This is a genomic window from Epibacterium sp. MM17-32, from assembly GCF_022348205.1.
Classification (GTDB): Bacteria; Pseudomonadota; Alphaproteobacteria; order Rhodobacterales; family Rhodobacteraceae; genus Epibacterium.
Genome location: NZ_JAKRFC010000027.1, coordinates 1 through 22,067, shown reverse-complemented (window position 1 = coordinate 22,067; position 22,067 = coordinate 1). Strand labels below are relative to the sequence as shown.

Genomic DNA, 22,067 nt, shown 5'->3' with positions numbered 1-22,067 from the left:
GGCGGCTATTTCCCCTGGGATTACCAGCCGCTGCAAAAGGCCTCGGAGCGATACATGCGAAACCACATGGATCTCAACATCGTCGAGGACCAGGCGCGGTTCCCCCGGGGCGAGTAGTACACTTCCCTCAGGCCGGCCTGCGATCAGCGGGCCGGCGAATTCAGTTGACCCGCCTCCCCCTGCTTGCCATGAGCCAAGGGGCGCAAGACAGGAGAGAGCAATGCCCAAACTGGGGATGGAGCCCAAGCGCCGGGCGGCGCTGGTATCAGCCGTGATCGACGAGATAGGCGAGACCCGCTCTCTCGACGTGACGGTTGCTCAGATCGCGCGTCGGGCCGGCATGAGCAGCGGCCTTGCACATCATTATTTCGGCAGCAAGGAACAGATGCTGATCGCCGCCATGCGGCACATCCTGTCGGAATTTTCCGCCAAGGTTCGGGCCGGCCTGCAGGACGCCGAAGGGCCACGTGCCCGCCTGGAGGCCATTCTTCGTGCAAACTTTGCGCCACATGTATTCGATCCGCGCAAGACCTCTGCCTGGCTCAGCTTCTACGCCCTTGCGCAGTCGAAATCGGACGCCTCTCATCTGATGCAAGTCTACCAGCGCCGCCTGAGAAGCAATCTGCTGTTTGACCTCCGCAAACTGAGCCCCGACGCCGAGCGGGTGGCCGACACACTGGCGGCGCTCATCGATGGGGTCTATTTGCGGGCTGCGCTGACGGACGGGGCGCGCAGTGACGCGGCCTTTGGCACGGTCTCCCATGCCCTTGCGGTGTTTCTGGACCAGTCTCAACCGGGCTGATCCATCTTCACCGCGCGCTTGTGCGGATCAGAAGTCGTCCCAAAGCGCCTTGGCGGCATTTCCATCCGTGGCGGCCTGCGCCGCCACCGGCGTGATGTCGTGCCAGTCCTCTCCATGCGCCGTTGCCGCCGGTCCGGCATCTTGCCTCTCCGACGTGCTCGGGGCCGCCGGTGCCGCGGCGGAGTGGGCGGAGCCGGTCTCGAACCGGGTCACCAGAGCGGCGAGGTTGTCGGCATCGCCATTCAGCAGCTGGCTGGCTGCGGTGGCTTGTTCGACCATTGCGGCATTCTGCTGGGTCACCTGATCCAGTTGCGTCATCCCGGTGTTGATTTCAGAGATCCCGGTGGACTGCTCCGCAGCACCCTCGGCAATCTCCGACACCAAGGTGGAAATATGGGTCACCCGCTCGACAATGCTGGACAGTGCCGTCCCCGCCTTGCCGACCAGATCAACGCCACGCTCAACATGTTCGCCAGAGTTTCCGATCAACGTCTTGATCTCACTCGCCGCCCCCGCTGATCGTTGTGCGAGGGACTGAACTTCGCTGGCCACGACAGCAAACCCGCGACCGGCCTCACCGGCGCGCGCAGCTTCCACCCCCGCATTCAACGCCAGCAGATTGGTCTGGAAGGCAATGTCATCAATGACAGAAATGATCTGGCCGATTTGCTGCGAGGACTGTTCGATCTCGGACATCGCCGACACCGCATTCTGCACCACCGTGCCGCTCGATTCGGCCTCCGCCCGCGCCTCCTTGACGATGGTTTCGACACTCTGCGCCCCATCGGCCGAGGATTTGACGCTGGCCGTCAATTCATCAAGCGCGGCGACCGTTTGCTCCAAGGTGGCCGCCTGTGCCTCGGTCCGCTGTGACAGATCCCCCGAGGAGGTACTGATTTCCGAGGCACCGTTGCGAATGCTCTGCGCGGCCTCGACCACATCTGTGACCAGCGTTCTCAGCTGGGAGATCGCAGTATTGAAATCCTGCCGCAAATGCTCGTGCGGCTCCGGGAATGGCTCGGAGATCTCATGTGTCAGATCCCCCTTGGCAAGCTGCACCAGGCCGCGGCTCAACGCGCTCACAACGAGGTTCTGCTCCTCCTGCTTGCGCATGCGATCCTGCTCGGCCAGTTCGGCAGATTTGAGATCGCCACGGAAGACTTCCAGCGCGCGGGCAATCACGCCGATCTCGTCACGGTAGTCCGTGCCCCGCACGTCGGTATCATATTGACGATCCGCCACCGCCCCCATGTCTTCGCTCAGAACTTGCACACGTCCCGTCACTGTGCGCGCCGCAAGCCAGGAGAACAGCAGCACGCCGATCGACACGACCACAGCGGTAATCAGGGAGTTGCGCACCAGTTCTGCACTGTTGGCAGAGGCTTCGGCGTGGTCGATTTCCAGCACGATGCCCCAGGTTTCCCCGTTGGGCACCTGGATGCTGTCCGTCACCGCAATGACATCCCCGCCTTCCATGCCTGTTGTATGTTCAAAATACTGACGTTCACCACCAAGGGCGGCCGATATCGCTGCGGTCGAGGCCAACTGGTCAAAAACGCGATGCCCTTCCTCATGCGGCGAAGAGGATGTCGCGGACCCATCGGACGCCACGGTATAGACAAGCCCGGTTTCACCCAGAAGATCCGACTGCGCCAGAATCTCGTTGAGACGGTTGATCGGAACCTGCACCGCCACAACACCAAAGACCGACATGCCATTGTAGACCGGTGCGGCCACAAAAATCGCGGGGGCGTCCTGACTTGGCGCATAGGGTGACAGTCGGGTCATGTAGACCTGCCCGGCCTCCAGATCGACCGCGGCCCGAAAGGCCTCACCCAAGCCGCTGTCCTTGTACGGCCCGTCGACGAAGTTGGTGGCAAAGTCGTCTTCCTTGAACACCGAGTAGATCATGTTCCCGCTCGGATCGAACAGGAACATGTCATAAAAGCCGCGGGCCCGCTGATAGGCGCGAAATCCCTCGTGGTATTTCTTGTGGCGCAGGGTCCAGACAGATTTGTCGCCCGCGCTTAGCAATTCATCCTTCTGACCAACCGGATGCGGGTTCTCATCCAGGTAGAGACGGCGCAGATAGTCGCCGGGCTCTTCGTCCTTGACCGGCATCCACCCGCGGCCGAAGTCCTTGACCCCAAGCGCGACTGATCCGTTCAAAGCCAGCGCACTGACCTCGGCTGCGATATCGTCCAGCCAGGTTTCCAACGCGTTCGAACGTTCGCGCAGCAGGGTCTCATAGGCCGCCTTGCGCTCATTGCCGAATTCCGTGACCGCCCGAAACGTGACAACGCTGCCCGCCGCGAGCAACAGGACAATAGCCGGGATCGCGATGATCACCGGCAACTTGAGACTCATCGCGGTGGTTTTCCAGAGGCGGCTAAACACGGGCATCAGGCGCATTCCCTTTCCAACAATTGGAATCACGGCGCAGATCGCCGAACGCAGGAAAGCTTGCCGAAAATTGCTTGAGCAACGCTTAACACTGATTGTGTGGTTGGTCGCTTGGCGTAAAATGCTGGAAAATGGTGCTGCTGGAGAGAATTGAACTCTCGACCTCTCCCTTACCAAGGGAGTGCTCTACCTCTGAGCTACAGCAGCGCCGTGAAGGGGCTTCTATGCATATTCGCAGAAGAGCGCAAGAGGATCTGGACGGTTTTTTTGGACTAAGTTAGACACTCTCTATGGCAGACAAAAAGAAACCCTCCGGCAACCGATCCGAGGCCGCTCGCGAGGACCGCCTGAAAGCGGCCCTGAAGGCGAATATGGCCCGGCGCAAGGCGCAAGCCAAGGCACGGTCCGCACAAAAAGACGACGCCCCGGGCGACGCAAAAGGATAGAGCAGATGGATTCGATTCTGGTAACTGGCAACGGCCCGCTGAACGGAGTGATTCCGATTGCCGGGGCCAAGAACGCGTGCCTGACGCTGATGCCCGCCACATTGTTGAGCGAAGACCCGCTGACGCTGACCAACGCGCCACGCCTCAGCGACATCCGTACCATGACCGCGCTGCTGCAATCGCTGGGGGCAGAGGTGTCCGCGTTGCAGGAGGGCCAGGTGTTGGCCATGTCGAGCCATGGTCTCGACAACCACACGGCGCATTACGATATCGTCCGCAAGATGCGCGCTTCGATCCTCGTGCTGGGGCCGATGCTGGCGCGTGAAGGTCACGCGGTCGTCTCACTGCCGGGCGGCTGTGCCATTGGCGCGCGCCCCGTTGATCTGCACCTCAAGGCACTCGAAGCGCTTGGCGCGGAAATGGATCTGCGTGATGGCTACGTGCACGCCAAGGCCCCCGGTGGGCGGCTCAAGGGCGGCACCGTCGACTTCCCCATCGTATCGGTCGGGGCGACCGAAAACGCCCTGCTGGCCGCGACCCTGGCGAAAGGGACCACGGTTCTGAAGAATGCCGCACGGGAACCCGAAATCATCGATCTGGCCGAATGCCTCATCAAGATGGGTGCCCAGATCGAGGGCCACGGCACCAGCACCATTACCATTCAGGGCGTTGATCGGCTGAACGGGGCAACGCACCCGGTGGTCACCGACCGGATTGAACTGGGCACCTATATGCTGGCGCCCGCGATCTGCGGCGGCGAGGTGGAACTGCTGGGCGGTCGGCGCAATCTGCTGGAGGCCTTTTGCGCCAAGCTCGAAGAGGCCGGCGTGGAGATCTCGGAAACCGATGCGGGCCTGAAAGTGAGCCATAAATCGGGCCGCGTCAAAGCCGTAGATGTGGTCACGGAGCCCTTCCCCGGCTTTCCGACCGACCTGCAAGCGCAGATGATGGCATTGATGTGCACCGCCGAAGGTGAATCGGTGCTGGAAGAAAAGATCTTCGAGAACCGTTTCATGCACGCCCCGGAGCTGATGCGGATGGGGGCACAGATTGATGTCCATGGCGGCACCGCCAAGGTCACCGGCGTCGAACGCCTGAAGGGGGCGCCCGTGATGGCGACGGATCTGCGCGCCTCCGTATCGCTGATCCTTGCAGGGCTGGCGGCAGAAGGCGAAACGCGCGTCAGCCGGGTCTATCACCTGGATCGCGGTTATGAACATGTGGTGCGCAAGCTCTCTGCGGTTGGCGCCAAGATCGAACGCATCAAGGAAGACTGATGTCCGATGCCCGCTTCGAAGACGGCCGCGAACGCCCCCTGAACCTCGGTGCCTATGAGGCCGAGGATCTGGAGGTCATCTCCTCGCTTGTTCAGGATGCAGTGTTTCCTGTGACGGAAATGGGCTGGCGCGCCTCTGCGCGCCGCTTTGCCATTCTCCTGAACCGGTTTCGCTGGGAAGACCGCGTCGCTGCCGAGCGTCGTGGGCGTGCATATGAGCGGGTACAATCTGTGCTGGTTGCCGAAAACGTCCTGAACGTGGCCTCTCAGGGGATTGATCGCACCGATAAGGACATGATCCTGTCGGTGCTGTCGGTCACCTTTGAGCCGGGCGAAGATAGCGCCGGGCATCTGTTGCTGACGCTTGCAGGGGACGGGGCAATCCGCCTGTCCGTGGAAGCACTTGAGGTCACACTCAAGGACGTGACACGCCCCTACCGCGCACCGTCCAAGCACATGCCGCAGCACGATACATGACGCGGCGCGGCCTATCTCGGCCAATCAAACTTGAGGCAGACGCACAGGCAGGGTAAGGCTCCGCACAAAGGAGTGCCGTAATGCCCGTATTTCTGACCTCTTCCGATGCCGACTTCGACCAGTCCTTCACCGCGCTGCTCGGCGCAAAGCGTGAGGACAGCCCGGATGTGGACGCAATTGTTGCAGATATCATTGCTGACGTGCGCCACCGGGGGGATGCCGCGCTGCTGGAGTTGACGGAAAAGTTCGACCGGCTCGCGCTCAAGGATGCAAATGCGCTGCGGATTTCGGCAGCGGAGGTCGATGCGGCCATCGCAACTGTATCTGACGCAGAGCGCAGCGCACTCGAACTCGCAGCCGACCGCATTCGCGCGTATCATGCCGAGCAGATGCCCGAAAACAAGACCTGGACCGATGCGAGCGGCGCAACGCTGGGCTGGCGCTGGTCGGCGGTGTCAGCGGCGGGGCTCTATGTGCCCGGAGGTCTGGCAAGCTACCCGTCGTCCGTGTTGATGAACGCCATTCCGGCCAAGGTTGCAGGGGTCGCGCGACTTACGGTGACCGTGCCGACCCCGGACGGGCAAATCAATCCGCTGGTTCTGTTGGCCTGCCGCATTTCCGGCGTGGACGAAATCTACCGCGTGGGGGGCGCGCAGGCCGTGGCCGCGTTGGCCTATGGCACCAAAACCATCGCGCCTGTCGACAAGATCACCGGCCCCGGCAATGCCTTTGTCGCGGCGGCCAAGCGGCGTGTGTTTGGCAAGGTCGGCATCGATATGATTGCGGGGCCTTCGGAAATCCTTGTGATTGCCGACAAGGGCAACAACCCCGACTGGATCGCGCTCGACCTCCTGAGCCAGGCGGAGCATGACGAGAGCGCACAATCCATTCTGATCACGGATGATGCAGACTTCGGCAAGGCCGTCGCCGCTGCGGTGGACAAACGGCTGGAAACGCTGGACCGCCGCGCCATCGCGGGCATCAGCTGGCGCGATTTTGGTGCCGTCATCGTGGTGCGGGATCTGGATGAGGCGGCCGCGCTGTCCAACCGGATTGCACCGGAGCATCTGGAGCTGTGCGTCGCCGATCCGCAATCGCTGAGCGAGAAAACCATCCATGCCGGTGCGATCTTTATGGGGCAATATACTCCGGAGGCTATCGGCGACTATGTCGGCGGCCCCAACCACGTCCTGCCCACCGCCCGTTCAGCCCGGTTTTCCTCCGGCCTGTCGGTGATGGATTTCATCAAGCGCACCACGCTCAGCCAGATGACCCCGGATGCGCTGCGCGCGATCGGCCCCGCGGCTGCGACGCTGGCAGAGAGCGAAAGCCTCGAAGCGCATGGATTGTCGGTGCTAGCGCGGCTTGAGGCACTCAACCAATAAAACAGCTAAGGCTCAGCGCGGAGGGCTGCCCTCCGCCGCGCTGAGCCTGTTGCTGGCCGAAACCCTTGAGTTTCGGGCATGTCACGATGAAACCCACTCAGGGTTAACAGAATGTTGACGCCAAGGCGCGACAGTACGCCTTTTGCTCTTTACCCCCTGAATTAACGCAGCGATGACGTCACACTTGCGCAATGATTGCGCAGGGTCAGCCCGTCCGCGCGATTGTGCGAGACGGAGCGATCCGCTAGGTCATGAAGGGAGACAGTACTGGGGCCAGAGCCATGAGCCGGATCAGCCAAATTGAACTAGACGATCGCAACCTGCCGCCGCCAACGCCGGAGATCGAGCAGGAACGCAAAGTCGCGATATTCGATCTGATCGAGGACAATAGCTTTGTGCTGCCCAACCGCGAAGAGCGCGACACGCCGGAGGGGCCTTATCACCTCGCATTGTCGATCCGCGAAAAACGTCTGGTGTTCGACGTCCAGACCGAAGGCGGAGACAAGGCGGCGGAGTTCCACCTGTCGCTGTCGCCTTTTCGTCAGGTGGTCAAGGATTACTACCAGATCTGCGAAAGCTACTTCACCGCTGTCAAAACCCTCCCCCCCAGCCAGATCGAGACCATCGATATGGCGCGCCGGGGCATTCACAACGAAGGCAGCCGCGTCCTGCAGGAACGCCTTGAAGGCAAGGCGGAGGTGGATACGGATACCGCCCGTCGCCTGTTCACCCTGATCTGCGTTCTGCACTTCGGAGGCTGATGCGTGACGGAGCTGCCGCAGTCCATTTTGTTCTGCTGTGACCACAACGCGGTCCGATCCCCGATGGCCGAGGGGATCATGAAAAAACTCTATGGCACCGGAACCTATGTGCAATCCGCCGGGGTCAAGAACGACCTGGAGATTGACGGGTTTTGCATTGCAGTCTGTCAGGAGATCGACGTGGAGTTGTCCCGGCATCGCTCGCGCTCCTTTGACGAGATGGAGCAGTGGGGCGATGACATCTCTTCGTATGATCTGGTGATTGCGCTTTCGCCGGCGAGCCAGCGCCGCGCACTGGAACTCACCCGTTTTTTTCACCTCGATGTCGAATATTGGCCAATTATGGACCCAACTGGGCTCGGCGAGTCACGGAATGCCAAGTTAGAGAGCTACAGGCAAACCCGAGACCAGATCCTCGAGCGGCTGATTGCACGCTGGGGCAACCCGACGGAGACATAAATGAACGACACGATCGCGCGCTATTTCAACGCCTTCAACGCCGGAGACACCGACGGCATGCTTGCCTGCCTCGCCGATGATGTGGCCCATCACGTCAACGAGGGGAATATCCGTGTCGGCAAGGAAAAATTCGCCGAGTTCTGTGCGCATATGAGCCACTGCTACCGTGAAGAGCTGACCGACATGGTCATCTTTGCCACCCCGGACGCGACACGAGCGGCGGCGGAATACACCGTGAATGGCACCTACTTGCAGACCGATGAGGGCCTGCCCGACGCGCGCCAACAGACTTACAAACTGCCTGCCGGGTCGTTTTTCAATCTGCGTGATGGCCTCATCACCCGCGTCACCACCTATTACAACCTCTCTGACTGGATCAAACAGGTCTCTGCCTGATGGTTCTGCGGATTGAGACCCTGACCGGCGCGGCATTGGAGGCCGCGCTGGACGATGTGGCACGCCTGCGGATCGAGGTGTTTCGCGCCTGGCCCTATCTCTATGATGGCGATCTCGCTTACGAGCGTGAGTACTTGCAGAGCTATCGCGACAGCGCAGGCGCGGTGGTTGTCGGCGCATTTGATGGGGATCGTCTGGTCGGAGCGGCAACCGGAACCCCCTTGACCGATCACGCGGATGACTTTGCCGCCGCTTTTGCAGGCAGCGGGTTGGATCTGAGGGAGATCTTCTATTGCGCAGAGTCAGTTCTGCTTCCGGCCTATCGTGGTCAGGGTGCAGGGCATGGTTTCTTTGACCTGCGCGAGGCGCATGCTCTCGCGCTCGGGTTTTCCAAATCGGCGTTCTGTAGCGTCCTGCGCCCCGACACCCATCCGCTGCGCCCACGCGACTATGCGCCGCTTGATCCATTCTGGCAGAAACGCGGATATGTGCCCCTGCCCGGCGTCAGGGCGGAATTCTCCTGGAAAGACTTAGATCAGGCCGACGAGACAAAAAAGGATCTGCAATTCTGGATACGAGACCTGCCGGCGCACGCATAGCCCTCGCCCGCGCGTCAAGTCAGCGATATTCCAGCCCCCGAGACGCACCCCGAAGCACGCCAGACCAGGCTCGCCGTGGTCTGGCAGTCAACATTTCAGGTCCGACGTTTCAACTCTGCTGCCGGATTTCCGACAACTGTCGTATTCGGGGGCACGCTCTTGGTGACGACTGCCCACATACCAACCACGGTCCCAGCGCAGATGGTATTGGGGTCATATATGATAGACATCAGCGCAAAACTGGAAAATCGCTCACAATTCTCGCCCAGAAGACGCTGGTGAATGTCTCTGCGCGCCACCGATGATCCTATGGCAATGTGGTAGAATTTCTCATCACAATCCAGGTCAAAAAAGTCAGCTTCGCTGTTACAGTGATGGCCGTTGACAAGATCGTTCTGAGGATCAGTTTCGAAAATGCAGAGGTGGATCTCTTGCCCCGGAGTGGATATATGTGACATTTTGAAATTGTGATGCGTTCAGCGCACCGGGCAGACGGCGTCAGTTGTTGCGTCCCCCCTTAGGCCTAAATGGGCCTGTTTGATCTTTCGGTCTTTCTTGAATGCCGAAGCGCCTGATTGCCTCTACAGAACCGGCAGTACGCGCCCTCTTGCTTGCAAAAGCTCTTCTTCCTGCTGCAGCAAGGCCTTGCTGCGTGCTTTTAGCCTGCGTGCAGGTGCACCGCAATAAACCCCCCAAGGTTCCAAGGGCTTGTTCACCAAAGACAGCGCACCAATGGATGCGCCGTCGCCGATTGATGCACCGGGCAGCACGACGCTTCCTGAGCCGATGATAACATGTTTTCCGATGTCGACAGCTGCAGTTGTGACATTCAGGAATGCACGTGGGACTGTCGGGTTGGTGAGGCAGTCTCCGGAGTAGTCGTCACTCACAGAATAGATACGCACGCCCTGAGACAACCCGCTGAAGTCGCCCAACCTGATACCGCCGGAGCACGTGAGGTGGCAGTACCCTCCGATGTGGATGTAACTGCCGATGGTGAGGTCGCCAGTTGCACAAGCCAGGGTGGCCCCACCATCTATGCGTACATTGTCTCCGATAGAGATGTTTTCCAAACCAAGGATCGTGCAGTTTTTGGCGATCTGTACATCCTGACCAACATGTTTGAACCCCATACCTTTGAGTTCACTGGAAGAGTAGAATCCTGGATTAAATGGGTTGGCCTTTGTCACAGCTCTTCATCCTGCCAATCGAAACCGGGATCTGTCATGCCAATGAATACACAGTTCATGACACACTCCGCATCTGTGCGCTCACATAGGGCGATGTCCGCCCGATGACCTGCCCTGACAACACCTGGCACACCTCACGCACCACGCTGATCGCCTCACGTGGCATATTCGGACCGGTGGGCAAGACAATCACCCGTTCGGCAAGATCCTCCGTAACCGGCAAAGAGCGCCCGGCGTTGGGCTGTATTGAGCGATATGGCTCCATGCGATGGCAGCCCGGCCAGAAGTACTTACGTGCAAGGATGTTTTCTGCAGTGAGCACATCGAGGACCTCATCCCGGGTGCGAGGAAAGCTGGCGTCGACCTCCAGCACCACATACTGGTGATTGCGCTCCTCATCTGGTGTAACCGGGGTCAACCGAAGCCCGGCAATATTCTCCAGCGCATTCGAATATGCAGCGTGACGTGCCTTGTTGGTGGCCATAACGGCGTCCACGGCATCCAGATTGACCAATCCCATTGCGGCGTTCACTTCCGTCATTTTGCCATTGGTTCCTGGGTGGATGACCTTATCCTGACCGGCAAACCCAAAGTTGCGCATCAGGCGGAGCTGATCTGCAAGCGCGTCATCATTGGTGGTGACCGCCCCGCCCTCTATCGTGTTGAAGAACTTGGTGGCATGGAAACTGAAGACCTCGGCGTCGCCAAAGCCGCCGATACGCTGACCATCATATGAACAGCCAAAGGCATGCGCCGCATCAAAGACAAGCTTCAGGCCATGCTCCTGTGCAATCTTTTGCAACGCGGCAATGTCACAGGTTCCGCCCCAGAGATGCGTGGCAACGATTCCGGTTGTGCGCGGCGTGATCGCCCTGCGAACGGCCTCGGGGTCGATGCAATGATCCTGCCGACGAACGTCAGCAAAAACCGGGTGCAACCCTTGCCAGGATACGGCGTGCGCGGTGGCAACAAAGGTGTAGGAGGGAACGATCACCTCGCCAGACATTCCAACCGCGCGAATTGCCACCTCCAGCGCGATGGTACCGTTACACATGGCAACACAGTGCCGGACGCCTAGATATTCGGCGATCCTGCGCTCCAGCTCACACACCAACGGCCCATTGTTCGTCAACCAGTTCCGCTCCAGAATATCATCGACATACCACATGAACTTGTCCCGGTCGGCGATATTCGGGCGCCCGACATGGGTTGGGTGCTCTAGCGCAGGGGGCGCTCCATTTACGGCCAGATCGGTCTCTGTGCGGATTATCTTTCGCGTCATCAGCTATGTCTCGCTCTCACTGGGCGACTGGCCCAGAGTTCGCCAAGTTTCTCCTTGGCCATAGCAAACGTAACGCAGAGTTGGTTAAGAAGACTTGAACCGTTCAATTGGACGATCTCACCTTGGGCTGGATGCCCATGTCCTTTTAACGTACTCCGCTGAAATGTCCGCAGCTTGAAGGTGATTCAACTCGAATTGACCACGGCTTCCGGCGTGATTTTATACAATTCGGCAATCGACCTGTGCCGCGGGTTTCCGGCGGCATTCGGCCGGGCTTATTCTGTCACTGTGTTTTGGAGTTTGAGGCTGTTGCGAACTAAAGAAGCCGCCCATTTGGCAGCTGTAACGTCTTTATATTTATATGTAATTTGGTTGCGGGAGCAGGATTTGGTCTTTGGCGAACGATTTTGCAGGTGAGACGGTAATCTGCGGCTCCGCGCGCCTTCTGCGCGCAGAGCGACGCCTTCACGCCTGGCTTTCGGCGGCATCGGACTTTGATTGCGCGCCATCGTCGGCGGCCGCCTTGGCTGCTTCTTCCTCAGCCTTCCACCGGTCGACCTGCTCCTGCGCGCGCTCTGCTGCGCCTTCCGGCGCCTTGGCGTGCTTGAACATCCGGCGGCGGTTGGTGGCGGTGGCGAAGCAGCCGAGTTCGAAGAAGATCTCCTCGACCTGCTCGGGTGCCGTTTCTTCCATCCAGTCGAGCCAGGCGTCGAAAGTCTCGGCGACGGCCAGACGGGCTTCGCGCTGGATCTTGTCGTCCTTGCGGGCTTGCTTGTCGGCGATGTTGCCGATCGAGACCATCGCCTTCTGCATGCGAGCCTCCATGGCGGGGGTCATCTCGAACTGGGAAGTGCGGGGCTTGCGAGCGGGTTTCTGGGACAGCGATTTCTTCATGTGGAATACTCCAGGTTTGCGGTTTCGATGTCGCCGGAGCCTTGGGTCTGTCGCCCGCCGCTCCCGGCTAAAAACCATATCGGAACGCAAAATTTTGGACTTCAGTGAGCCGAAGAAAAAAGTCTCGACCGCACTACGCAAGCAGCTGAAATCATGAAAAAGAAATCAACTGATTTCATGTGAAATGCCCCGGAGAAGTAGCCTCTACCGCCGGCTGTTCGGGCTCGACTTCTGGGCGTCGGAACGGCCCTTGCTCCGCGGATCCAGCGCCATGATCTTCGCGGTCAGCGAGCGCCGGATCGTCGCGATCCGGTTCCGCTGGTCTTGCGAGAACGCGCGGGCGATCTCGAGGATGATTTCGTCTGCGGCGCTGATCTCCGCGACCTCTGACGCAATGTGCTCCTGCGCCTCACGACGCGCCTTCTCTTCGGCCCTCGCACCGAGCCGCTTTGCAACGGCCCGGAAGGCCTTGCGCGCGGCGGCGAAGCCGAGTGTTGTCTTCTTGACCGGTTGCGTCTGGGTGGGCCGGTTTGCATCGGCGGACTCGACCGGGCGCCCGTCGGTGTCGATCTCGCCCGCCGCGACCGCGTGGGCAAAGACCAGGACGGATGCCGCATCGTCCTCGCGTGCGACGACGTCGCGCTCGCGGGTCTCGACTTCAGCGGCCTTCTCGGCGAGGCGCTTTTCCTCCTTCGCGCGCCACTCTGCGGGTCGGACATGCCGCGGATTGATCGGCGGCGTCCGTCCATCGTTCAGCGCATCGCGGATCGCCTGCTTGCGTTTCTCGCCGCGGACCAGGCCGATTTCGCTGAACCACTCGCCGACGCTGTCCTGCGCGGCCTCGTAGTCCTTGATGAGCGGATGGATCGAGGGCTGCAGAACCCGGCACTCGGTCCCGTATTTCCTGACGGTCGCCCGCGGCATGACTACGGCGTGGATGTGATAGGCCTGCTCGTCGAGATCGGCGCGGGCATGGATGACGTCGTCGCCGAAGTTGTCGCGCAGCCAAGCGACCGCACGTTCCTCGAACAGTTCTTCGCGCGACGTGCTGAACTCGACGTCACTCGTCTCGGTCTGTTCGAACCAGTCCTTGTTGGCAGTCAGGATGAGTTCGCGCATCGGTCCGTGGCGCGACGCCCGCCAGGGGTCCCGGGGGCCTTCGAGCCGCCGCTTCTCGAGATCCTTGCGACGGTTCCGCCGGTCGAGGTCCTCAAGTTCGGCAGCGAAGGTTTCGACGTTAATCAGCTCGATCTCGGCCCGGGCTTCCTCTGCCCAGGTCTCGGAGCCGATCAGCCGGCGGGGCGTCGGCTTGTTCCGGTCGATGTGTCCCAGGTCGCCGCCCTTGCGATAGCGGTGCGCCTCGTAGCCGCCAATATCGCTCGGGTCCATGCCCTCGAACCGCAGGACCACCGGGTACTTCTTGCTTGCCATGTCTGACCTCCAAACGTTGAGGTCAGAAAATGGGTTGATGTTTTCCCGCACCGGAGAAATCGACCAGACGTAGCCGCGAACGGATGTGTGGGGTCATTACTCACTAAACAGCCCGCACTCCGGCACCTGAGGTGCCTGCGTTCGGCCTGCCGTTCGCCCGGGGCGCTACCCCGGAACCCCGCCCGCCGGGGGCGCCTGTGCGGCGGGCACTCCTGCGCGGAGGGCGGCAAGGTCATCGTTCCGCACTCCCCTTGCAACCCCTGCTCCCGGGGGGGCGTCGTTCCGCACTCCTCCCCCAAACCCCCGCCTGCTCGCAGGGGCCGTTCGCCACGCCCCTGCACACCATGGCTCTCGAAGAGAGAGCAGTTAATCGACACGTTGCATCAAAAGGCCCGTTGGCGCGTCGTTTCGCATCGTTCGTTGAGGCGGTTTCCAGACTTTCACTGAAACAGCATATGATAGTGGTCAAACCAGACTGTGCTCACGTTTTAGGTTGGCAACAGAGACTCATATCAAAGACATTCAACGCCATCCCGGCGACCCAGCCCGAAGTGTCACCTCCACCGACGGCTCTCGACCACGTTGACTGTACCGCATAAGCTAGACACACATCAGCTCATGATACCGGTACTCTCAAAGTGAGGAACCTATGAAGATTACAAGAGTCCAGGTCGAAGAGGGTTTTCTCGATGGTTTAGACTTGCGCTTTGAATCCGGGCTTAACGCTATCATAGGCGCACGCGGAACTGGCAAAACGTCCGTAGTGGAGCTTATTCGGTTTGCCGTTGGATCGTCAGCCGGTTTTCAATCTGACAGCGACGAAGCGGAGAAACATGCTCGTGCCGTTCTGGGTGCCGGTCAGGTCACGGTCACCATGCAAAAGGACAACGGCGACGTCGTAGTTAGTTCGAGGGCGTCACATGAGGAAACGAACAAGGCAAATGCTGACTTTGTCAAGCCAATAGTTTTCTCACAAACTGAAATAGAAACACTGGGACAATCTGCTAAGGGTCGGCTCGATCTAATTGATCAATTCATACCCGAAAAAATGCGCCTTGTAGAGCGCGAAACAGAAATGAAATCGCAGATCGCCTCGATGACGGCGGAAATAGGATATAAGTCGAAAAACTTAAGAACCTTGCAAGAGGAATGGTCCGCCCTTCCACAACTACAAAAGCAACTTTCCGAGATAGAAGAACGAGAGGCGTCTGTAAAAGAAACCTCCGAACTCATGAAGGAGAGGTATGACCGCCTGAATGAGATAAACCAAAAGATCTCGCAGACCGCCGTGGCCGAGGATCAACTCAAGCGGTTCCTTGACGTGTCCGGCAGAAAAGTAACTGGACTCATTGAACTTGAGTCTTCTTGGCAGAACTTGATGGACCCAGCCATGTTCCATGGCGATCTGACGCCTGGCATCGAATTGGTTGCGAAGGCGATGAGTTCAATTAACTCTGCCAAGGAAAACCTCAGGGATGCCGACACGTTTTTCCGCGAAAGGTTGACTGAAACCGAACGCCAGCGTGTCTCTCATGAGTCTGAAGCACGCTCAATCCGACTTGAAATTGAAAAAGCTGAAATTGGTTTCGGAGAAATATCCAGGCGCGCACAACGACTCCGAGATCAAGTTGCGCAACTACAATCACTGAGTTCGCTAGTCGAGCAAGAAGCGATATCTATTTCGAAACTTCAGCATTCTCGAGGCACGTTATTGGATCAACTACTTGAGGCCAGAAAGACCCGCTTCGAACAGCGAAAATCTGTTGCTGAAACGCTAAACAAACGCCTTGCACCAAACATCAAAGTCGTTGTCGAACACGGTGCGCAAACCACACAATACGAACAAGAGTTAGCCAACCAATTAAAGGGCAGTGGGTTGCGCTATACAGAGCTTCTCGCGCCACTGGCAAATTTGGTCGAACCCAGAGAACTGGTAGAATGGACTGAGTCCAACAGCTACGACCAATTAGCTCAGGCCCTAAATGTGTCAGTGGATCGCGCCATACGTCTAATCTCCGCAATGGAAAAAACGGACCTAGGCCGGATCGCCGCCTATCCAATCTCGGACGCCGCGTCTTTCTATTTGCTGGATGGAGGAGACGAAAAGCAGATCTCTAATCTTTCACTTGGCCAAAGGTGTACAGTCGTTTTACCAATCGTGCTGCAACTTTCTGAGCCAGTCGTTGTATTAGACCAGCCCGAGGATCATATCGACAATGCCTTCATAGCCGACACGCTAATTAAATCCATTAGAGACCGCGCATCAAAAAGCCAGCTAATCGTAACGACTCACAATGCTAATATTCCAGTCTTAGGAGAGGCGCAGCAAGTTACTTTGCTCGATTCCGACGGTCGCAGAGGATTCGTTGATTTTTCGGTTGAGCTGGACAGTGATCAAGCTGTGGATGCCATTTCGTCTCTTATGGAAGGAGGTAGAGAGGCATTTGGGATACGAGCAGCTTTCTACGCGGGAGCAAACTAATTGGACAAACAGACGGCCCTCGAAGGATTGGAAACTGATGAACCTAAAGTGCGAACACAAGCTGTGCGTTATTTGGGGACTTTGGGAGATCGCACAACTTTGCCCGCGCTCCACACGGCTCTCAAAAAGGAACGCGTAGCCTTCCTTAGGAGACTAATAAGAGCATCAATAGATAGAATTGAAACCGGGGCGAAACGCGAAGGCGCCGAAGCCTCCGAAGCCTCCAAAACAACGGACTTTTCTGACGGTGAGTATCAAAAAGCCGTACGGGTTGTAACTGGAATCGTTCTGCATGAGATATCATCTAAAATCGGACTTCTGAAATATTCGGCCCAGCGAGAAGTCAGTAACTACGAGACCAGTCAGTCAAAGTCAAATCTAGATCGTTTAAGTGCAGTCATTGACGGAATTGAAGCCTTACGTGATGTGTCAGCTTCGAACGACGCTCAACCTTTTGCTCCTCGCATTTTCCTTAGAGAGGCCATTTCGGAAGTTTCCGCTTGTGAAAATGTGTCTATTCACTTGAATGGACAGAACGATATTGAAATGTTTGGAGACACGAAGTTGCTCTCCATAGTTCTTCAAAATGGGTTAAAAAACGCTTGCGAAGCAACCAAACTCGCAAACAGCGATGAGCCAATAGTTATCTTCTGGGGGCAGAGCGATATCGAAAACTACATCTCCATCTTGGATCATGGAGTGGGTATTGTAGGCCCAAGCGAGGCGGCTTTCGAAATTGGAAAGACCAACAAAAAAGGTCATACCGGTTTTGGGCTTGCCATCGCTCGAATGGCTATGACCACCATTTTGGGAACAGTTGATTTATACCCCGCAAAACTCGGGGGAATGCGCTTTGAAATGAGATGGCCCAGAGATGGTTAGAATCTTGTTAGTTGAAGACGAAGAAGACTTCTTTGAGCAGGTTCGAGACGTGTGTTTAGATGTCGATCCTCAATGCGAGATTTTATGGGCAAAGAGCCGTGACTCCGCCTATCAGCTAATCTCAGATGATCTCTTCGATCTTACGGTTTTGGACCAGAAAATCCCAACTATGGATGGGGCGCTGGACGCTCACGTCGATCACGGCAGGGCTGTATGGGATGAATTGCATCGCATCGCCAGCGGCACACCGGTGCTGATCCACACGGCCCTAAGTGCGGACGATATTATTAAAACAATTGTTCGAAGAACACGTGAGCAAAGGATATGGGGATGTGATAAAAAATTTCCCACCGTTGACCATCTCAGGAAAGAAGATTTCGATAAACTCCCATCACTACTCAGTGACTATTTTCAATCCATCAGGGGGCTCATGGATATTGAGCACTCCGTATCGGATGGATCTAACCTGGATGAACAGGAGTTCAGGTTAATAAAGATATTCGTCCGACGGATCGGTGGTGTTAGGTGCAGAATTACAAAGTTGAGCGGAGGACTATCGGGAAGTGCGGTCTATCATGTAGACGTTTTTGATGCGTCCGGTCAGAAGATTCAGAACGCCGTTCTCAAGATTGGAAGTCACGAGATGGTTGAAACGGAACAAGGAAACCTCGGCCTTATCAACCGGCTTCCAGCGAGTGCTTCGCCGAGGTTCTTAGAAGTTCTAAACTTTGGCGCAAAAGACACTGCTGCAATAGCCTATCAGTTAGCCGATGGGTATGGGCAAAATGCGTTCTCCATCTTGAGCGAGAGTCCAGAGAGACTTGAAGAAGTGCTTAAGGGTATAAATAACCAGAGAAAGCCATGGGTAGAAGGAAGTATTGAAACCAGGATAACGGTTGGAGATTTACGACGAACGGTTCTGGATGACGACACTGCACGCCAACTCTTTGAGGAGCACTCATTGAATTGGGCCGCAGGATTCGAAGCCCGAGAACTACAAGTCCACTGGGGCTGCATTCATGGAGACTTGCATGGTGAGAACGTTTTGTTCTGTGATGAAGGAGGAGATCCTGTATTCATTGACTATGGTGATGTAAAAGAAGGGCCTATGGCCTTAGACTGGATGACCCTAGAAAGTTCAATCCTTTTCCACCCAGGTGCATCGGTAATCGGAGTTGAACCTGGAAAGCGAGTGAACCCAAAGGAGTGGGCATCCAACGAAAAATACTCCAGCCTTGAGAATGTCGCAAATTATTCGGCCCTTTGCCGTTCATTTGCTGAATCCGAAGGATTGCACAGACGAGAGCTGGTAGCTGCAACATATGCCTACGTCCTGTGCCAGCTTAAATACAAAGATACTGACAAGGAGTTAGCGACGTCCCTGCTCAACGCAGTTCACTCGGCATTCGATACATGAAGCGTGATCAATATTTCACGCCCACTCATGTTTGAAATATCGCAAGTTTACGATTGAGCTGCACCGCAGCGTTTTCTGGTGGTGGCAACTTTGGTTTGTCCACTGCATGCATGGCAGGATTGTCTTCAGGAAGCTTGCCTCGCTTCTTCACCCCGGATGAGCCTTCCCCACCATACTTTCCGGTCGGATTTTGCCGAGAGGGACACCCTCTCGGCGCTCTCCCGTTCTGGCTGTCGTTCAGCTGCGCGGTCGTTGTGACGCGCAGCTGAACGACAGCCTCGAGTAGACAGGCTTTCCCACTGGCGTCGTTTTCCCACGCTATAGGAGGCCTTCATGTATTATCACCCCCAACCATTCACACCGGATAGCAAGAACGCGCATCTGCAACGCGGCGATGTCGTGCTGTTTCGCTTTCCCCTCGCCGAGGAGGATGACGAACCCGGCGCGCCGAAGCGCCGCCCCTGCCTGGTGCTCGACACGCTGACCAAGGGCGACGAGCGCTTCGTCGAGATCGCCTACGGCACCTCCGCCGATACGCGTGCCAACAGGGGCTACGAGGTCATCGTAAAGCAGTCCGCCGCGCGGGAGACAGCCGGGCTGTCGAAGCCCACGCGGTTCGTCTGCGCACGCCGCATCATCGTGCACGTCGACCACAGCGGCTTCCACGGCCGGACCAAGGGCCCGCAGATCATCGGCCGCCTCGATGAAGCCCTTCTGGATCGGATGAACTCTGTCTGGGCGCGCATCCAGGCCGAAGCCGACATTGCCGCCTACGACCGCGAAGAACAGCGGCGGGAAGAGCAGGCGCGCGAAGACCGCGGTTTCCATTAGGGAACCGCGCTCTCGCCGCTGCTCCTACCCTCTCAATCAACACAAGGAAAAACCAATGGATATGCCGTTCAAATCCGCCTCCGAGATCACCGCCATGGCCGCTTCGTGCTTCCCGCTGGCGCGGGCTGCAGCAACCGGGATCGACCAGGACGTGCTCGACCTCGTCGCGCCGAAGCCGAAGCAGGAGGCCAAGAAGCTCGCCGCACTGCTGCGCTCTGGTAAGATCTTCGACAAGGGCATCCTGGCGATGCTGCACGAGCTGGTCGGCGTCCTCGACGCCTAGATCGCCGAGGGCACCTACGTCGAGACGCGCTACGACCACAGCCCGGAGAACGTTTCCGACTACAAGACGTGGGGCCAGGAACGGCTCACGCCGGAGGCTGACCGACTCTCGAACGCCCTGGCGGTGCTGATCGAGCTCTACGCCACCCTCTCGGCGGTGCACGACATCCTGCGCGCCGAGAAGGCCCTGGAGGGGCTGCGCGCCGCAGCCTGATGAGACACGCGGGCCGGAACACCCGCGTCAGGGCGCGCCGGCGAACCTTCTGCTGCTACAGATGTCGGCGCGCCCGCCAAAGAGAAGCCCGTGCAGGTCCTGCCTGCACGGGCTCGTCAATCACACACGAGGGCTCGGCTCTCGCCAGTCTGTCGGCTTTCGGTGTCCACAGCCGAAGGAGAAGCGCATGGCCCTCGCGAACCTGATCGACCTCATCGCCGAAGTTGCCGCCAAGCGGACTGCCCGGGAGGGCAACACGAAGGCGGACACTCCGGACGCAGTAGTCGCGTTGTGCCGGTGGATTCGGGCCGATTTATGGAACGTCCGTCATAATTTCATCCGTATTTCAGTGTTTGGAGGGAGACTGGACAGCGCGTGACGAATGCGTCAACTTCTGTCGCTCGCTCCCTGTTGAAGGTTTCGAATGATCCAATCCGCCATGCCCGTCCGCGTCGCCATCTATGCGCGATATTCCAGCGATCTGCAGAACCCGACCTCGATCGAGGATCAGGTGCGGCTCTGCCGTCAGCACGCGGCGCGACAGGATGGATGGACCGTCGTGCAGGTGTTCGAAGACGTGGCGATCAGCGGCGCGACGCGCGGCCGCCCTGGCTTCGAAGCATTGCAGGCTTTCATCGCGGAGGACGGTTGCGACATCGTGCTCTTCGAACATCTCGACCGGCTGGCGCGCGACCTCGAGCTGTTGATGCTCTTCTACAAGAAGGCCAACTACGCTGATGTCGAGATGCACCAGCTCCATCGCGGCAAGCTCGGGATCTTCGATATCGGGATCCTCGGGACCTTCGCACAGCTCTTCCTCGAAGAGCTTTCGCACAAGACCCGTCGCGGCCTCGTCGGCCGCGTCGAGGCCGGCAAGAACACGGGCGGGCGCGCCTACGGCTATCGCTCGGAGGCGTTGCCCCCCAGCAACGGAAAGTCGGACGGCAGCGTCATGCGGATCGACCCGGAAGAGGCTGCGATCGTGCGCCGTATCTTCGAGGAATACGCCGCCGGCAAGTCGCCACGACAGATCGCTGCCGACCTCAACGCGGCCGCAGTTCCTGCCCCGCGTGGGCGCGGCGAGGGAAGCGGTCACTGGAAGGCCAACACGATCTATGGACACCGCGCACGCGGCACCGGGATCCTCAACAACGAACTCTACATCGGGCGGCACGTCTGGAACCGCCAGCGCTATTCCAAGCATCCCGAGACCGGCCGCCGGGTCTCCAAGCCCAACCCACCCGAGGAATGGCTCACCACCGAGAAGCCCGACCTGCGGATCATCGACGATGCGTTGTGGGACAAGGTCAAGGCGCGGCAGGACCTGATCGACACCACGCGCACCCGGGCCGAGGCCGGCGGCAAGACCGGCCCCGGAGCGGCACAGAGCTCGCGGCGGCGCAAGTATCTGCTCTCGGGGCTGCTGACCTGCAGCCAGTGCGGCGGCAATCTCACCGTCGCCGGCAAGGGCGCCCGGCGGCGCTATTACTGCGCCAATGCCAAGGAGAAGGGCGAGGCCGTCTGCACCGGCATGCCCGGTCTTTCGGAGGCCGACGCAGCCGAGACGATCCTCGGCGGCCTGCGCGAGGGGCTGATGCAGGATAAGGAATACGAGACGTTCCGGTCGAGCTACGTTGCCAGGATGCGCGCCGAGGAGCAGGAAAGCGGGCGCGTTCTCCAGCGACACGATGCCCGGATCCGGGAGGTTGAGAAAGAACGCGCGCACCTCCTTCAGGCGGTAAAGGAAGGCAGGTTCTCGAACGTGCTGATTGAGGAACTGGAAGTGGCTGACGGCAAGCTCAAGGAACTACGGCGGGAACGGGAGAGCCTCGTCCCTGCGCCGATCGAGCTGCCAGAGGATATTCCCGCGCTCTACCGCGATCATGTCGAGGATCTGGTGGGAACGCTCACGGACGAGGCCGTGGCGGGCCCGGCGGCTGACGAGCTGCACACGCTGGTCGAGACGGTGGTCGTGTCCTGGGACGAGGAAGCGGACCTCCACACGCTGGAGATCCGTGGCAAGCTGTTGGAACTGTTGAGCTTTGGGGACAGCAAAAAGGCCGCATCTTATTCGGATACGGCGTCTTCGCTATCTTTGGTTGCGGGAGTAGGATTTGAACCTACGACCTTCAGGTTATGAGCCTGACGAGCTACCTGG

Annotated in this window: 22 protein-coding genes and 1 tRNA gene; 17 read left to right on the top strand and 6 right to left on the bottom strand. The window is 58.6% G+C overall.

Annotated elements, in window-relative coordinates; translation table 11 throughout:
• Together MHM88_RS22655 and betI are read left to right on the top strand one after the other, a co-directional pair.
• Positions 1-117: hypothetical protein (locus tag MHM88_RS22655; RefSeq protein ID WP_239369225.1), on the top strand; the 117-nt coding region annotated here is incomplete at its 5' end.
• A 103-nt stretch (positions 118-220) separates the two neighbouring features.
• The gene (gene betI, locus MHM88_RS22650; protein ID WP_239325722.1) at positions 221-802 is read left to right on the top strand and encodes a transcriptional regulator BetI; all 582 of its coding nucleotides are present in this window, start codon (positions 221-223) and stop codon (positions 800-802) included.
• A gap of 27 nt (positions 803-829) precedes the next feature.
• Here the strand turns inward: betI and MHM88_RS22645 are convergent, their stop codons facing one another.
• Together MHM88_RS22645 and MHM88_RS22640 are read right to left on the bottom strand one after the other, a co-directional pair.
• Positions 830-3,205, bottom strand: coding sequence for a methyl-accepting chemotaxis protein (locus MHM88_RS22645; RefSeq protein WP_239369223.1), 2,376 nt, complete (start codon positions 3,203-3,205; stop codon positions 830-832).
• Between the two features lie 132 nt (positions 3,206-3,337).
• A tRNA-Thr gene (locus MHM88_RS22640) sits at positions 3,338-3,412 on the bottom strand.
• A gap of 83 nt (positions 3,413-3,495) precedes the next feature.
• Between MHM88_RS22640 and MHM88_RS22635 the strand changes: the two genes are divergently transcribed.
• From MHM88_RS22635 to MHM88_RS22600, 8 genes are all read left to right on the top strand, one after another.
• A complete protein-coding gene (locus tag MHM88_RS22635; protein ID WP_239325647.1) occupies positions 3,496-3,651 on the top strand; it encodes a hypothetical protein in 156 nt (51 codons plus the stop codon).
• Between the two features lie 5 nt (positions 3,652-3,656).
• On the top strand, positions 3,657-4,928 hold the full coding sequence (murA, locus tag MHM88_RS22630; protein ID WP_239325645.1) for a UDP-N-acetylglucosamine 1-carboxyvinyltransferase: 1,272 nt from the start codon (positions 3,657-3,659) through the stop codon (positions 4,926-4,928).
• A complete protein-coding gene (locus MHM88_RS22625; protein WP_239369221.1) occupies positions 4,928-5,404 on the top strand; it encodes a DUF2948 family protein in 477 nt (158 codons plus the stop codon). The genes murA and MHM88_RS22625 overlap by 1 nt, the downstream gene beginning before the upstream one ends.
• Positions 5,405-5,484: 80 nt before the next feature.
• Positions 5,485-6,789, top strand: coding sequence for a histidinol dehydrogenase (gene hisD / locus MHM88_RS22620; protein ID WP_239369218.1), 1,305 nt, complete (start codon positions 5,485-5,487; stop codon positions 6,787-6,789).
• A gap of 281 nt (positions 6,790-7,070) precedes the next feature.
• Positions 7,071-7,550: a UPF0262 family protein gene (locus MHM88_RS22615; protein ID WP_239325636.1), complete on the top strand. Its 480-nt coding sequence runs from the start codon at positions 7,071-7,073 to the stop codon at positions 7,548-7,550.
• Between the two features lie 3 nt (positions 7,551-7,553).
• Entirely contained in the window at positions 7,554-8,009 is a 456-nt protein-coding gene (locus MHM88_RS22610; RefSeq protein ID WP_239325634.1) for a low molecular weight phosphatase family protein, read from the top strand.
• The gene (locus tag MHM88_RS22605) at positions 8,010-8,405 is read left to right on the top strand and encodes a ketosteroid isomerase-related protein (protein WP_239325631.1); all 396 of its coding nucleotides are present in this window, start codon (positions 8,010-8,012) and stop codon (positions 8,403-8,405) included. It begins immediately after the preceding gene.
• Positions 8,405-9,004 carry a GNAT family N-acetyltransferase gene (locus tag MHM88_RS22600; RefSeq protein WP_239369216.1) on the top strand — a complete coding sequence of 200 codons (600 nt, stop codon included), beginning with the start codon at positions 8,405-8,407 and terminating at the stop codon, positions 9,002-9,004. The genes MHM88_RS22605 and MHM88_RS22600 overlap by 1 nt, the downstream gene beginning before the upstream one ends.
• Positions 9,005-9,585: 581 nt before the next feature.
• Here the strand turns inward: MHM88_RS22600 and MHM88_RS22590 are convergent.
• The 4 genes from MHM88_RS22590 to MHM88_RS22575 all read right to left on the bottom strand — a co-directional run bounded on the left by MHM88_RS22590 (position 9,586) and on the right by MHM88_RS22575 (position 13,801).
• Positions 9,586-10,194: an acyltransferase gene (locus MHM88_RS22590; protein ID WP_239369214.1), complete on the bottom strand. Its 609-nt coding sequence runs from the start codon at positions 10,192-10,194 to the stop codon at positions 9,586-9,588.
• 55 nt (positions 10,195-10,249) lie between these two features.
• A complete protein-coding gene (locus MHM88_RS22585) occupies positions 10,250-11,362 on the bottom strand; it encodes an aminotransferase class I/II-fold pyridoxal phosphate-dependent enzyme (protein ID WP_239369212.1) in 1,113 nt (370 codons plus the stop codon).
• Between the two features lie 579 nt (positions 11,363-11,941).
• The gene (locus MHM88_RS22580) at positions 11,942-12,370 is read right to left on the bottom strand and encodes a hypothetical protein (protein WP_239369211.1); all 429 of its coding nucleotides are present in this window, start codon (positions 12,368-12,370) and stop codon (positions 11,942-11,944) included.
• Between the two features lie 204 nt (positions 12,371-12,574).
• Positions 12,575-13,801 carry a plasmid recombination protein gene (locus MHM88_RS22575; RefSeq protein WP_239369209.1) on the bottom strand — a complete coding sequence of 409 codons (1,227 nt, stop codon included), beginning with the start codon at positions 13,799-13,801 and terminating at the stop codon, positions 12,575-12,577.
• A 649-nt stretch (positions 13,802-14,450) separates the two neighbouring features.
• Between MHM88_RS22575 and MHM88_RS22570 the strand changes: the two genes are divergently transcribed.
• The 7 genes from MHM88_RS22570 (at position 14,451) to MHM88_RS22540 (ending at position 22,049) form a co-directional block, all read left to right on the top strand.
• On the top strand, positions 14,451-16,283 hold the full coding sequence (locus MHM88_RS22570; protein WP_239369207.1) for an AAA family ATPase: 1,833 nt from the start codon (positions 14,451-14,453) through the stop codon (positions 16,281-16,283).
• Positions 16,284-17,165: an ATP-binding protein gene (locus tag MHM88_RS22565; protein ID WP_239369205.1), complete on the top strand. Its 882-nt coding sequence runs from the start codon at positions 16,284-16,286 to the stop codon at positions 17,163-17,165. It abuts the gene before it with no gap.
• Positions 17,158-18,582 carry a phosphotransferase gene (locus tag MHM88_RS22560; protein ID WP_239369203.1) on the top strand — a complete coding sequence of 475 codons (1,425 nt, stop codon included), beginning with the start codon at positions 17,158-17,160 and terminating at the stop codon, positions 18,580-18,582. Before MHM88_RS22565 ends, MHM88_RS22560 begins: the two co-directional genes overlap by 8 nt.
• A 333-nt stretch (positions 18,583-18,915) precedes the next feature.
• Complete coding sequence (locus MHM88_RS22555; RefSeq protein WP_239369201.1) at positions 18,916-19,413, top strand: type II toxin-antitoxin system PemK/MazF family toxin; 498 nt, start codon at positions 18,916-18,918, stop codon at positions 19,411-19,413.
• A 55-nt stretch (positions 19,414-19,468) separates the two neighbouring features.
• Positions 19,469-19,696, top strand: a complete 228-nt coding sequence (locus tag MHM88_RS22550; RefSeq protein WP_239369199.1) for a hypothetical protein — start codon at positions 19,469-19,471, stop codon at positions 19,694-19,696.
• Positions 19,697-20,096: 400 nt separating this feature from the next.
• Positions 20,097-20,288 carry a hypothetical protein gene (locus tag MHM88_RS22545; protein WP_239369197.1) on the top strand — a complete coding sequence of 64 codons (192 nt, stop codon included), beginning with the start codon at positions 20,097-20,099 and terminating at the stop codon, positions 20,286-20,288.
• Between the two features lie 45 nt (positions 20,289-20,333).
• Positions 20,334-22,049: a recombinase family protein gene (locus MHM88_RS22540; RefSeq protein WP_239369195.1), complete on the top strand. Its 1,716-nt coding sequence runs from the start codon at positions 20,334-20,336 to the stop codon at positions 22,047-22,049.
• Positions 22,050-22,067 lie beyond the last annotated feature (18 nt).